12 protein-coding genes are annotated in these 12892 nt (G+C 66.3%); 4 read left to right on the top strand and 8 right to left on the bottom strand.

Annotation, left to right across the window (positions count from 1 at the left end; genetic code table 11):
• Positions 1-90: 90 nt before the first annotated feature.
• From nhaC to DVK00_RS09115, 5 genes are all read right to left on the bottom strand, one after another.
• Positions 91-1566, bottom strand: coding sequence for a Na+/H+ antiporter NhaC (nhaC, locus tag DVK00_RS09135; RefSeq protein WP_121577617.1), 1476 nt, complete (start codon positions 1564-1566; stop codon positions 91-93).
• Positions 1567-1768: 202 nt separating this feature from the next.
• Positions 1769-2881 (bottom strand): ABC transporter ATP-binding protein, encoded by a 1113-nt coding sequence (locus DVK00_RS09130; protein ID WP_121577616.1) that lies wholly within the window; start codon positions 2879-2881, stop codon positions 1769-1771.
• Between the two features lie 25 nt (positions 2882-2906).
• Positions 2907-4742 carry an iron ABC transporter permease gene (locus tag DVK00_RS09125; protein ID WP_101349560.1) on the bottom strand — a complete coding sequence of 612 codons (1836 nt, stop codon included), beginning with the start codon at positions 4740-4742 and terminating at the stop codon, positions 2907-2909.
• 12 nt (positions 4743-4754) lie between these two features.
• Positions 4755-5867 carry a thiamine ABC transporter substrate binding subunit gene (locus DVK00_RS09120; protein WP_121577615.1) on the bottom strand — a complete coding sequence of 371 codons (1113 nt, stop codon included), beginning with the start codon at positions 5865-5867 and terminating at the stop codon, positions 4755-4757.
• Positions 5868-5931: 64 nt separating this feature from the next.
• A complete protein-coding gene (locus DVK00_RS09115; RefSeq protein ID WP_101349562.1) occupies positions 5932-6324 on the bottom strand; it encodes a hypothetical protein in 393 nt (130 codons plus the stop codon).
• A 122-nt stretch (positions 6325-6446) separates the two neighbouring features.
• Here DVK00_RS09115 and pdhA point away from each other — a divergent pair, with 122 nt between their 5' ends.
• From pdhA to DVK00_RS09095, 4 genes are all read left to right on the top strand, one after another.
• A complete protein-coding gene (gene pdhA, locus DVK00_RS09110; RefSeq protein ID WP_121536581.1) occupies positions 6447-7559 on the top strand; it encodes a pyruvate dehydrogenase (acetyl-transferring) E1 component subunit alpha in 1113 nt (370 codons plus the stop codon).
• Positions 7560-7601: 42 nt separating this feature from the next.
• Positions 7602-8324, top strand: coding sequence for a hypothetical protein (locus tag DVK00_RS09105; protein WP_101349564.1), 723 nt, complete (start codon positions 7602-7604; stop codon positions 8322-8324).
• Between the two features lie 161 nt (positions 8325-8485).
• Positions 8486-9811, top strand: coding sequence for a divalent metal cation transporter (locus DVK00_RS09100; RefSeq protein ID WP_121577614.1), 1326 nt, complete (start codon positions 8486-8488; stop codon positions 9809-9811).
• The gene (locus DVK00_RS09095; protein WP_121511001.1) at positions 9808-10362 is read left to right on the top strand and encodes a hypothetical protein; all 555 of its coding nucleotides are present in this window, start codon (positions 9808-9810) and stop codon (positions 10360-10362) included. The genes DVK00_RS09100 and DVK00_RS09095 overlap by 4 nt, the downstream gene beginning before the upstream one ends.
• A 37-nt stretch (positions 10363-10399) precedes the next feature.
• On the opposite strand, the gene DVK00_RS09090 is transcribed toward DVK00_RS09095, so the two are convergent.
• From DVK00_RS09090 to DVK00_RS09085, 3 genes are all read right to left on the bottom strand, one after another.
• Positions 10400-10648 carry a hypothetical protein gene (locus DVK00_RS09090; RefSeq protein WP_101349567.1) on the bottom strand — a complete coding sequence of 83 codons (249 nt, stop codon included), beginning with the start codon at positions 10646-10648 and terminating at the stop codon, positions 10400-10402.
• 20 nt (positions 10649-10668) lie between these two features.
• Complete coding sequence (locus DVK00_RS21685) at positions 10669-10824, bottom strand: hypothetical protein (RefSeq protein WP_170083780.1); 156 nt, start codon at positions 10822-10824, stop codon at positions 10669-10671.
• 80 nt (positions 10825-10904) lie between these two features.
• Positions 10905-12821: a beta-CASP ribonuclease aCPSF1 gene (locus DVK00_RS09085; protein WP_101349568.1), complete on the bottom strand. Its 1917-nt coding sequence runs from the start codon at positions 12819-12821 to the stop codon at positions 10905-10907.
• Between the last annotated feature and the right edge of the window lie 71 nt (positions 12822-12892).

Here is a 12892-nt window from a genome sequence, read left to right as displayed (position 1 = left end):
TCGTGTAAGGGCTGTGCACTTATCAGGGCTTCGCGCGCACGCGCACGCGGAGCCGCCGAAGCCTGCCCTTACTGTCGGTGGTCAGGGCCGTTAGTCCTCGCCAGCCGTCACCGACCCAGTGCCACCGGACTGCATGGCCGTCTCGTCGGCGTCAGCTCGGTCCGCAGAGACAATCTGCCAGCCGGTGACCCCCATGAACAGCAGTACGAGCGGCGAGAGGAAGCCAAAGAAGTAGTACGGTGCGTATTCAAGCGTCGGGACCCCGAGCGTGCCGGCCATGAACAGCCCGCCGCTGCTCCACGGAATAAGCGCACTCGTCGTCGTGCCCGACGCTTCGATGGCCCGGGAGAGGTTCTGACTATCGAGTCCCTGTTCGTTGTACAGATTCCCGAGCGTCATCCCCGGGACCACGATACTCACGTACTGTTCCGCCGCGAGGATATTCATCGAGACGGCGGACACAGCGGTCACGCCCGTGAGGCTCGCAACGCTGTGGCAGAGTCGGCCGAGATGGTGGGAAAGGACCGCCAGCACACCGGCCCGTTCGAGCAACCCGCCCAGCGCGAGCGCAGCAATCGCAATCGTCACAATCCACGCGCCGCCGGTCAGCCCGCCGCTCTCTAGGAGTCCGTTCACGAGTTCCATGCCTGTTTCTGGGGCCGTCCCGGACTGTGCCGCCGACCAGGCAGCGCCGAATCCGGTTCCCTGCACGAGCATCGCGGTCCCGACGCCCGCGAAGACGCCTGTTCCGAGCGTCGGCAGGGCGGGGATGCCACGCAGCGCAAGTCCAAAGGTCACGACGACCGGCAAAAATACGAGCGGCGAGACGACGTACGTGGTTTCAATGGCCGCCTGAATGGACGCAACGCGGTCCGCGGGAATGGCCCCAGCGGCCCGCAGTCCGAGGCCGGCGTACAGGAGGACGGCAATCGTGAACGCGACGAGCGTGCCGGCCCGCATCGCGTTGATGTGTTCGTACAGGTCCGTGTCTGTCACTGCGGCGGCCAGATTCGTCGTATCCGAGAGCGGGGACTGCTTGTCCCCCGTGTAGGCCCCGCTGAGGATCGCGCCGGCGGTCATCGGTTCTGAAATGCCCAGCCCCGACCCGATACCGATGAGCGCTACCCCGAGCGTGCCGGCCGTTGTCCACGAGGAGCCAACGGCGAAGGAGATGATCGCGGAGAGGATAGCCGCCACCGGGAGAAACACCGTCGGTGTGAACAACTCCAGCCCGAAGTACATAAGACTGGGAATCGTGCCCGCCTGAATCCACGACGCGATGAGCGCGTACACGGTGAACATGATGAGAATCACACGCATGCCCATGAGCAGGCTGCTGGCGATCCCGTCGTACAGGTCTTCCCACGTCAGCCCGAGGTGATACCGTGCGAACAGGCCGGTGAAGGCAATCCCCCAGAACAGCGGGAACTGTGGGTCCAAGTCGAAGGCAATGAGGCCCACACTGAGGAACACAATCATTCCCGCGATTGGCACGAGCGCGGCACCCAGCGACGGGCGCTCAGACGGGTCGATATCGTCGAAAAGCCGGGGTTCGAACTCGACCATCACCGCCCCCCGTCGCGCCTATCCGGCAGGACTCTGGCGTGGCTCTGGTCTGGAACCGGTGCTTCCCGCCAGCCCTGTCGAGACGCTCCGATACGCCCGTTTCGAACAGTTGCGACGGCACCGCGTGTCATACTGATATCGGCGATAGCCACAGGTGGGTTAAAACAGACTTCATTCCGGTGCCGGCGTGTGGATTGGTAGCTTACGACTGCCTGTCGACGATGTGGGTGTCTGTCGGGGCAAAACCGACAGTCACGGTGCCGGTCGGCGGGTCTTCGGCTCGCAACAGGAGTTCTCGGCCCTTCCAGTCGAGGTGCACACGCGTGGTCTCCCCGAGGAACTCCGCGCTCGTGACGGTCGCCGTCAGCGCGTTTCGGTCGGCGTCGACAGCAAGCCGCTCCGGCCGAACGCAGAACGTGAGTTGGTCCCCGGACGAGACCGTCGCCGGGTCGCCGTCACCTTCCAGAGCAACTGCAAGCGTCGTCCCGTCGACCGTCACGTCCGCGATGGGTTGGCCACTCTCAGCACCAGAATCGCCGACGTCATCGGTCGACCGCACCGTGGTTACCGCACCACTGAGAACGTTGTTGTCGCCGACAAAGGTGGCGACGAACTCAGTCGCCGGCTCGCGGTAGATGGTCCGCGGTGGCGCGACCTGTTCCGGTGTCCCGTCGCGCATGACTGCCACGCGGTCGGACACGGCCAGGGCCTCCTCCTGGTCGTGGGTGACATAAATCGTCGTAATACCCAGCTCCTGCTGAATCTCGCGAACCTGCACACGCAACCGTTCCCGGAGCTTCGCATCGAGGGCGCTCATCGGCTCATCGAGCAAGAGCACGTCGGGGCCGGGAGCCAGTGCGCGGGCCATCGCTACTCGCTGTTGCTGACCGCCGGACAGCGTGTCGGGGTCCCGGTCAGCCATCCCGCCGAGGTCCACCAGTTCAAGCAGCTCACGCACCCGGGCCTCGTCGCTGCCGCCGCCCGGCGGGTCGGTGAAGGAGAGTCCGTAAGCGATGTTCTCCCCGACGGTCATGTGCGGGAACAGCGCGTAATTCTGGAAGACGACGCCCACGTCGCGGTCCTCCGGCGGGACGCCGGTGGCTGACGTGCCGCCGAATCGGACTTCGCCCTGTGTGGGGTCTTCGAACCCGGCGATAAGCCGGAGTGTCGTCGTTTTCCCACAGCCGGAGGGACCGACCAGCGTGAAGAACTCGCCGTCCTGAATCGACAGCGAGAGGTCGGAGACGGCGGTCGTCTCGCCGTAGTGTCTGGTGACGCCGTCGAGTTCGACCGCCGGCGGGGCAGTCCGGTTCACGGCAGCACTGTCTGATCGGGGTCCCTTAGAACCCAACGTCGTCACCTCCCAGCCGGTCGATGAGCAGGAAGCTCGCGCTGGTAACCACGAGCAAAACGACACCCATCGCTGTCGCGGGACCGAGGCGGCGACCGATGAACCGCTCGATGGCGATTGGCATCGTGAACTGGTTCGTCCCCGAGGCAAGCACAATCGTCGCCGAGAACTCCCCGATAGAGATAGCGAACGCGAAGGCGGCCCCAGCGATAACGGCTGGCCACACGAGCGGCAGTTCGATGTCCAGCAGCGCTCTGGCACGCGGCGCGCCGAGCGCGCGGGCCGATTCGACCAGCGTGTGGTCGATGCTTTCGAGGCCGGGCGCGACCGTCCGAACGACGAACGGGTAGCCAGCGACGGCGTGGGCGGCGATGATAGCGAGACCGCCACCGACGGCGAGACGGGTGCCGCCGATTTCGAAACCGAAAACGAGGCCCCGGAGCAGGCCGAGGCCGACGACGATGCCCGATACGGCGAGCGGCGCCATCGCGACGGCGTCGACGACCTTTCGGCCGCGGTAGTCCCGCGTCGTCAACACGGCCACGACGACGCCCATCGGCAGGGCGACGGCGAGGGAGGCGACCCCGAACAGCAGCGAGTTCCGAACGGCGTCCCACGGCTGAACCTGGAACGACGCGCCGGTCGTCTGCCGCTCGACGAGGAACCGGTAGTTCGACAGCGTCAGCCCCTCCGGCCCGCTGAGGCTGGCCAGCACCATGCTCGCTATCGGCGCGACGAACACCGCCAGCGCGACGACGGCGTAGGCGGCGAGCCCGACTCTGGGGAGCAGTTCGCGGGGCGAGAGCGACGGCGGGACCAGCGGCCGGCGCGGCAGCGGCCGAATTCCCCGCGACCGGACGGTATGCTTGGCTTCGTACCGGAGATACGCGTACAGCAGGCCCAGCGAGATGCCGAGTTCGATGAGCGCGAGGGCGGCCGCTTCGGCGTACTCCAGATCGCGGATGAGCCGATAGACGAACACTTCGACGGTCGCCAGCTGGAAGCCGCCCAGCGCGAGGACGATGGGAAACGTGCTGAAGGTGAACACGAAGGTAAGCGCCCCGCCCATCAGCACCGACGGGTACAGTTGCGGGGCGACCACGTCGCGGAACGCACGGAGCGGGCTCGCGCCGAGGCTCCGGGCCGTCTCGACCGCGCTGGCGTCGACGGACTCCCAGGCGGCGGTCGTCACCCGTGCCACCAGCGGCGCGTTGTAGAACGCGTGGGCGACGACGACGGCTTCGAGCGTGAACAGGAGATTGACCGGCCCGAGGCCGAGCGCGCCGAGAACGGCGTTGAGCGTCCCCCGCTGTCCGAACGTGGCGACGAAGCCGACGGCGACCATGATGGACGGGAGGACGAACGGGAGGATGGTCAGCGACCGGAGCGTCCGCCGGCCGGGGAACTCGTAGCGGGCCAGCAGATACGCCGCCGGAAGACCGAGTGCAACGCTGGCGACCGTCGACAGCGCCGCCTGGTACGCCGTGAAGCCGATGACGCCCAGCCGTCGGCCCGGCGAGCGGACGCTCTCGATGACGGCTCCGACTGGCTCGCCGGCGAGCACCCGCGCCGGCTCGCCGAGGTAGAACGGGTCCCGGAGTATCGAGACGAACACCCGCGCTGTCAGGCGGCCGTCGACGAGGACGCTGTCGACGAACACCGTCGCCACCGGGTAGTAGAAGATGCCGAGCAGCAGGGCGACGGTCCCCGCCGCGAGCGCGACGAGGGCGCGGCGTTCGACGCTGTCGCGGATAGCGCGGCGCCGAACGCCGTCGCCACTGCCGCCAGCCTCGCCGTCTCCGCCGCCGTCGGAATCTCGGGCCACAGTCCGTGGTCGTTAGTTCGAGGCGAACTGCCGTTCCCAGTCGGAGATCCAGCCCGAGACGGAACCCTTGAGTTCGTCGTAGCCGAAGGTGACCGGCTCCGGGGGCTCCTGTGCGAGCTCGGCGTAGTCCGCGGGGAGTTCGGCGGATTCCGTCGCCGGGAACTGGACGTTCCGGACGGCGATTTCGCCCTGAATCTCCGGCCGCAACAGGAAGCCCATGAACTCCCGGGCGAGGTCGGGCGTGTCCGCGCCCTCGAAGACCGCCATCCCCTCGGGGTTGGCGTAGCCCTGGTCGTTCAGGAAGCGAATCTGGTGTTTCGCCAGGTTGGCGTCGTTCTGGTCGGCAAACACTTGGTCGGTGGAGTAGGAGACGACCATCGGCGCTTCGCCGCCCGACCACGCGCTGTATGCGTCACTCCAGGAGCCAAGCACCCGAACGTCGTTGTCCTGCAGGTCGCTCCAGTAGTCCAGATAGCCGTCCGGGCCGAACTGCTTGATTGTGTGCAGCAAGAACGCCCGCCCGGTCGCGGAACTGGCGGGGTTTTGCGTGATGAGGTCGCCAGCGTGTTCCTCGGCCAGCAGACCGTCGAACGTCTCGGGTGCCGTAGTGGCTGTGCCGTCGAACACCAGGCTGATGTAGCCGGTGTCGTAGGGAATCGCCCGCCCGTTGGGGTCGAACTGTAACCCCGGCTTGATGTCGTCCTGCCCGGCAACGTCGCCGACCTCGGCGAACAGCCCGTCATCGAGATTCTCGTCGACCCGGACGAGGTGGTCCGTGTTCAGTCCGAGGTACATGTCGGCCTCGATGTCGACGCCGGCGTTGCGGCGTTCGATGTAGTGGTTGACCTCGTTGCTCGGCGTCTGCCAGATCAGGCGGGCGTCGAACTCCTCCTCGAAGCGCTGTTTCACCCACGCACCCGGACTCGTCGACGGCGAGTCGACGAACGCGCTGTACGTCCCGACGACCAGCGTCTCGTCGGCACTCCCGGCGTCGCTGGTGCTCGTCTCGGTGCCCGTCGACTCGTCCGTGCTCGATTCCTCGCCACCGCCGCCCAGCCCGGCACAGCCGGCCGACGAAACCGACACCGCCGCGCCGGCCGCTGTCAGGAAGGAACGCCTATCCATTACTCCGTGGTCACACCCAGTGGTACTTAATCTCGGTGTTCCTGAATTCTAAGGTCTCAGACGTTCAAATACCTGCAGCGGCCGTTATTATCCCGCGGTACTGCAGGATGGCGATTGAGTTGTAGGCGACGACCGCGAGCGTCACTACTGCGAACAGGGCGAGAAAGACCGTCGCGTTGCGCTCGGAGAGCAGTCGCCACCCGGCGACCAGCCACAGCATCGCCCCGAACTTCACGACCCAGAGGCCCGCCAGCCCGAACTCCGCAAGCATCGTGCTGACGACGACGTTGCCCTCCTGCAGGCCGACCGTGAGGCCGGTCATCGTCAGGAGGACGTCACCGACTGTTGCGACGAGGATGACTGTCCAGAGCACCGCATGCGTAGGCGACAGGTGGTGTTCTCGCCAGAGTGTCCCCCTCTCACTGTCTGCCTCCGGACCCTCTTTGCCGAGCATCATGGCTATGTTGGGCGGAAATGGCATGAATACTCGGGCCAGATTGTCGGTGCGTGCTGGAGTGGCTTGACTGACCAGAGCCGAACACAGCTTTTTGACGGTCCTCTCCGAGGGTAGAATACGAAATGACACAGGACGTTCTCAACCGAGCGCCTGACGACCGTATACAGGCGCTCGATTCAGAGGGTGAGATCGTCGACCCGGACCTCATCCCGGACCTGTCTGATGAGGAACTGGTGTCGATGTACCGCGATATGCGCTTTGCCCGCCGGTTCGACGAGCGGATGATAAGCCTCCAGCGACAGGGTCGGCTCGGCACCTACTCATCGCTGGCGGGCCAAGAGGGGGCACAGGTCGGGTCGACGTACGCGCTGGCCGACGAGGACACCATCTTCTACCAGTACCGGGAACACGGCGCGCTCGTCGCCCGTGGGCTCCCCTGGGAGTACGTTCTCTACTGGATGGGTCACGAAGCGGGTAACGCCGCTCTCGGCGACGTGAACGTGTTCCCGCTGAACATCTCCATCGGCGCGCATCTGCCCCACGCCGTCGGGTGGTCGTGGGCGGCGAAAAAAAATGGCGACGAGCGAGCGGGCGTCGTCCACTTCGGCGACGGGGCCACCAGCGAGGGGGACTTCCACGAGGCGATGAACTTCGCCGGCGTGTTCGAGACGCCGACGGTGTTCTTCTGTAACAACAACCAGTGGGCCATCTCCGTGCCGCGGGAGCGCCAGACCGCCAGCGAGACGCTCGCGCAGAAAGCCGACGCCTACGGCTTCGACGGCGTGCAGGTCGACGGCATGGACCCCCTTGCGACCTACACCGTCACCGAAGCCGCCAGAGAGCGGGCTGTGGGAGCCGACGGCGGGGAGCAGGAGCCCATCTTCGTCGAAGCCGTCCAGTACCGCTTCGGTGCGCACACGACCGCCGACGACCCGGACGTGTACCGGGACGAGGCGGAGGTCGAGCAGTGGCGCGAACGCGACCCGCTGGACCGCATGGAAGCGTTTCTCCGGAACTGCAGTCTACTGGACGACAGGAAACTCGACGTGATGGACGACACCATCGACGAGCGCCTCGGCGAGATTATCGACAACGCCGAGGCCCACGCCGCGGACCCGACGGACCTCTTCGCCGACGTGTACGCCGAGTCGACGCCGAATATCGACGAGCAACGCGAGTACTTCGAGAGGCTCCGAGAACGCCACGGCGACGACGCGCTACTGGAGTCCGAGTAGCCGACCGAGCCTGTTATTGCCGTCCCCGCGCTCCCGTCTACTGTGACTGAGTGGCCACCGGCGGACCCCGCCGACGCAACGGCCGTTGCACAGCAGCGTGACGAACTGGTCGCGGCGGTCCGCGACCACGCCGGACAGGTCGCCTACCAGCTCGCCCGGCTGGAGGGCGGCGACTACGGACAGGCGGATATCGAGACCGACCGCGGCGAGTGGACCGTAAAATACGAGGGCGGCGACCTGGAGTATCTCCGATTCTCGCCCTCGCGGGGCTCGGACACGTACGTCATCTCGACCAAACAGCCACCGGAGCCGGAGCCGCTGGCTGACGCGCTCGCAGACTACGACGCCTTCGTGGCGGGGTTCAACGACTACGTCGCGTCGCTCGACGGCGTACTCGATGATGTGTCGACAGAGTTCCCGGACATCGCAACGACCGACGGCGTCGTGGCCGAGCGGGACCGTGTCCTCGGGCGAATCCGTGAAATCTGTGACCAGATCGCGCGGGAACTCCAGCGCTACGAGGGCGGCGACTACGGGACCTTCACCAGCCGCATCGGGGGCACGCGCTGGGAACTGAAGTGGGACACCGACGGGGCGTCGTATCTCCGGGTCGGCGGGAGCAGCGGGCTCTATCTCCTCTCGCAGTACGAGCCCCCCTCGGCAGCCGACATCCGCGAATATGCCCCACAGTTCGCGGATTTTGTCGACGCGTACAACGACCACGTCGAGGAACTGGAATCGGACCTCGGAGCCGTCGACCTCTGACCGGCCGGTCCCGCTTTCGACATTGCCTCCGCCGAGCGGCCGGTGTGTCTCTCGATTAACACCAGTCTCGAATAATCGCCATACAGCGACCGGATTACTGCAGAATACCACCGAAAGATATGTCGGCAGAGTTTTCAGGTGGCCTCACCCAAGCCGGAGGTATGAGTTCGACCGAGACCGTCGATAATTCGGCCGTGAGCAAGGGCACGATTGGTGACTACGTCGAGGCGATGGGGCCGTCTTGGATCGCGGGGGCAATTGCCGCTGGTCCGGCGACGATAGCCAGCCTCGTCACCGCGGGCGGCGCGTTCGGCTACAGCCTCCTCTGGGTCGTCGTCCTCTCCGCCGGGGCGGGGGCGCTGGCCCAGTATCTCGCCATGCGGCTGGGACTGCTGACCGAGCGGGGCATCGTCGGCGTCGTCGAGGACCACCTCGGTGAAACGTGGGCGTGGCTGCTTGTCGGCGACGCAGTACTTGCCGCCGGCGTGGCACAGTTGGTCATCATGAAGACCGTCGCCACGGTCTCGGCGACGGTGACCGGTATCGATGCGCGGGTCTGGGGCGTCGTCTGGGCGCTACTGCTCGCCGTGGGGCTGGCCGGCGGCGGCTACCGCTTTCTGGAACTGGGCGCGAAAGTCCTCGTCCTGCTTGTTGTTGTCGCGTTCGTCGCCAGTCTGTTCGTCGTGCCCATCGACGCCGGCGCGGCGGTGACCGGACTGATACCGTCCGTCCCCTCCGGGAGCGCGCTGGTCGCGGCCGGCATCCTCGGCGGTGCGGTCCACATCACGCTCATCACGATGCACTCCTACACGATGCGGGCGCGGGGCTGGACTCGCGAGGACTACGACCTCGCGACGGTCGACGTGGGGGCGTCGATGTTCGTGGCCTTCGGCGTCTACAGCCTCGCCATCTTCCTGGTGACCGCGAGCGTGCTGACCTCCGGGGACCTCACGACGGTCGGCGCTGCGCAGGCGCTGGGCCCACTGGTCGGCGACAGCGCCCGCTGGCTGTTCCTGCTCGGTCTGTGGGGCGCTGCCGTGTCGACCCTCGGCGGCAACACCATCGTCCCGCCGTTCCTGCTGGCCGACAAGCTCGGCTGGGGCACCACCATCGAGGACAGCCGCTACCGCGGACTGCTGGTCGCCGCTGCGCTGCTGTCCGCGCCGGGGGCGTTCATCGGCGGGAACGTGCTGGGCCAACTCGTCCTCGTGCTCGCGCTCGGGACCGTCGGCACGCCCTTCGTAATCGCCGTCGTCCTCTATCTCCTCAACTCCGACGCGGTCCCGGAACCGAACTCGACGCTCGCCAACGTCGGCGGGCTGGCCCTGCTCGCGGTCTCGGGCGGGCTCGCCGGGAACTTCGTCGTCGAACAGCTCGGGGGCGGCGTCGGCCCGCTGTCCGGGTTCGTGCTGGCCTTCGCCGTCGCGCTCGGCCTCGCCATGGCCGGCCTCGGCGGGAAGTTCCTGCGGGAGGAACTCCTCGCGTGACCGGCGTCGAGGTCCCGCTCTCGGGGTCGACGCTGGTCGTCGGCCCGTCGAACGTCGGCAAGACGCGGACGACCGCCAGCGCCCTCGACACCTGGCTCGACCGTGAGGGGTCCGACGGCGTCGTCGTTCTCGATTTTGCGCCCGAACTCCAACGCGACGGGACCGTCCTCGGCGGTCGCCTCGACCGATTCACCACCGTGCCGGAGTCGGTCTGGGTCGGCCGCATCGACGCCAGCGCCCCCAGAGCCGAAAGCGAGACGGCCGACGGGGCGGTCGCGCTCGCCCGGGAGAACGCCCGGCGTGCCAGGCGACAGATGGATGCGCTCCCGGCCAACCCGCGGGCAGTGTTCGTCAACGACGCGACGATTCCGTTCCAGCACGAGGCCGCTGCGGTCGACCGGCTCACCGCGTACTGCGACGGGGCGGACGCCGCCGTCCTCAACGCCTTCGACAGCGACGAACTGGGCGTCGACGACCCGGTCTCGCGGGCCGAGCGGGACGCCCTCAACCGGCTCCGGCGCTGGGCCGACCGGACCGTCGACCTGTCGTAGCGGCGGTCAAAGCCGGACCGAATGGGTTAGCGGCTGGCTACGACCCGCCACGCTTCCGGAACCAGACACGCTCGCCGACCGGGCTCTCGTTGTCACCGATGTCCAGCCGACTGATAAACAGGTCGCGAACGGCCATGGTAACGACGAGTTCAGTTGGCTCGCCGGACTCGTTTTCGACGGTGACGACACAGTGGCCGTCTCGCTCCGCTAGCTCGGCAATTGTGCCGACCGTCCAGCGGTCGCGGTGGTGTGACGGTTCCTGGGCGTGAATTCGGTCGTGATTCATGAGGACTGCTCCGAGTTATCTCAGCGGTTCCACTCGTAGAACCACCATGCTCCACCGAGCACCATCAGGCCGATTCCGAGTGTCGACGTCGCAGGCTCCGGGATGATAAACAGCACGAGTCCGATGAGCACCATCCCGACCGGTTCGAGTTCGTCGAGATACTGGGTGATGTCCATACGCGGTGGTTCACCCGCCTGCCGTATAGAGGTTCGTCTGGCTATCGGGGAGTGAGAATGAACCGGGAACAGCAACTGGCTCAGCGGAAGCGGAACGTTTCGAGGTTCTCCGGCGCGAAGGTCCGAATGTTCTGGTCGTGGTACAGCGACGAGGAGAGGTCCTGTGTCGCCGATTCGTCGCCGTGGACACAGAGGATTTTCTCGGGCCGAGGGTTCATCGTCTTCACGAAGTTCTCTAGCCCCTGGCGGTCGGCGTGGCCGGAGAAGCCGTCGACCGTCTCGACGGTCATCTCCAGCGGGACCGTTTCGCTGCGCCCGCTGCGACCGACGGGCACCTCGTCGACACCGCGCTGGACTCGGTTGCCGAGCGTCCCCTGTGCCTGGTAGTCGACGAAGGTAAGCGCCGAATCCGGGTCGGGGCCGAGCTGTTCGAGCCAGGACATGACCGGGCCGCCGGTGAGCATCCCGGACGTAGAGAGTATGATACAGGAATCGCCGTCAGCGATTTCAGCCCGTTCCTCGTCGCCGCCGTCGATCGGGTTGAACTGGTCTGCCAGAAACGGGTTCTCGTCTTCGTCGAAGATGCGGTCCTGCAGGCCGTCGCGGAGATACTCGGGGTAGGTCGTGTGAACGGCTGTCGCCTCCCAGATCATCCCGTCGAGATGGACCGGCATCTCGGGGATGTCGCCGTTCCGCATTGCCTCTTCGAGGACGAGCATGAGTTCCTGCGACCGCCCCGCAGCGAAGGTCGGAATGAGGACCTTCCCACCACGGTCGTAGGCGTTCTGGATAATCTGCTTGAGCTTTCGCTCCGAGTCCTCCTGGTCGGTTTGGTAGTCGTTGCGGCCGCCGTAGGTCGACTCCAGCACGAGCGTCTCCACTCGCGGGAAATCGTTGACAGCGCCGTCGAACAGGCGCGTGTCGTCGTAGTGGATGTCACCGGAGAAGGCGACGTTGTACAGGCCGTCGCCGACGTGGAAGTGACACACCGACGAGCCGAGGATGTGGCCGGCGTTGTGCAGCGTCAGCTTGATATCGGGCGCGATGTCGGTCACGTCGCCGTACTCTAGTGGGATTGTGTGTTTGATCGCCTCGCGGACCATCTCGGAGTCGTACGGCGGGGTCCGGCCGTCGTCCGCGGCGGTGTCGAGGTAGTCGAGCGTCAGCAGTCCCATGAGGTCCCGCGTCGGCTCGGTACAGTAGATGGGCCCGTCGTAGCCGTACTCGAACAGCAAGGGGACCAGCGCGGAGTGGTCCAAATGCGCGTGGGTCAGGACGACGGCGTCGATACCGTTGGTCCCGGCCCCGAACGCCTCCGGAATGTCCAGATACGGCTGCTCGCCGTTCGCGCCGGGCTTGTTCCCGCAGTCGATGAGGATTCGCGTATCCGGCGTCGAGAGGATAAACGCGGTGCGGCCGACTTCACGACAGCAGCCAAGCGTCGTGATGCGGACGTACTCGTCGTCGGACATCGGCTCGCGGTGGATCTGCCGGCCGACGCGTTCGAGGATGTCACGACGGTCTTCGCGCTCTTGCTTGAGGAAGTTCCGGACGTTCTCGACCGTCGAGGACTCGATTGGTGGCGTTCGAACGACTTCGGGCGTCCACCCGACCTCCTGTGTGATCTCACGCAGGGTCGCGCCGCGCCGGCCGATGACGACGCCGGGCTTCTGTGCCTGAATGACGACTTCGCCGGTATCAGCGTGGAAATTCAGGTCCATGACGCCGGCCTCCTCGGGGATAAGTTCCCGAATCGCCGCCTCGGCCTCGGCTGGCGGGGCCAGAACGTCCGGGTCCGGGCGAACTGTGATGCGTTTGCGGAGTTTCGACGCGAGCCGGCGAACGAGGTCGCTGTTCGCGGCGAACTCCTTCGGGTCCCGCGTGTATATGACGAGTTCCGGTCCCTCGTACGTGACATCCGAGACGGAGATACGGCGCGGGACTTCCTCGTCGATCGTTGCTTTCACGTCTTCGAGTTGCTTGTCTACAGTGCTCATAGCTCAAAACGGGGAGTCATCCCGGTAGCGGGGCCGTCCACGGCTGGCGCGGGCCGACCTGGTGCCGCGGG

It is taken from the genome of Haloarcula sp. Atlit-47R (assembly GCF_003665985.1).
GTDB lineage: Archaea > Halobacteriota > Halobacteria > Halobacteriales > Haloarculaceae > Haloarcula > Haloarcula taiwanensis.
This window is presented reverse-complemented; position numbering and strand designations above follow the sequence as displayed.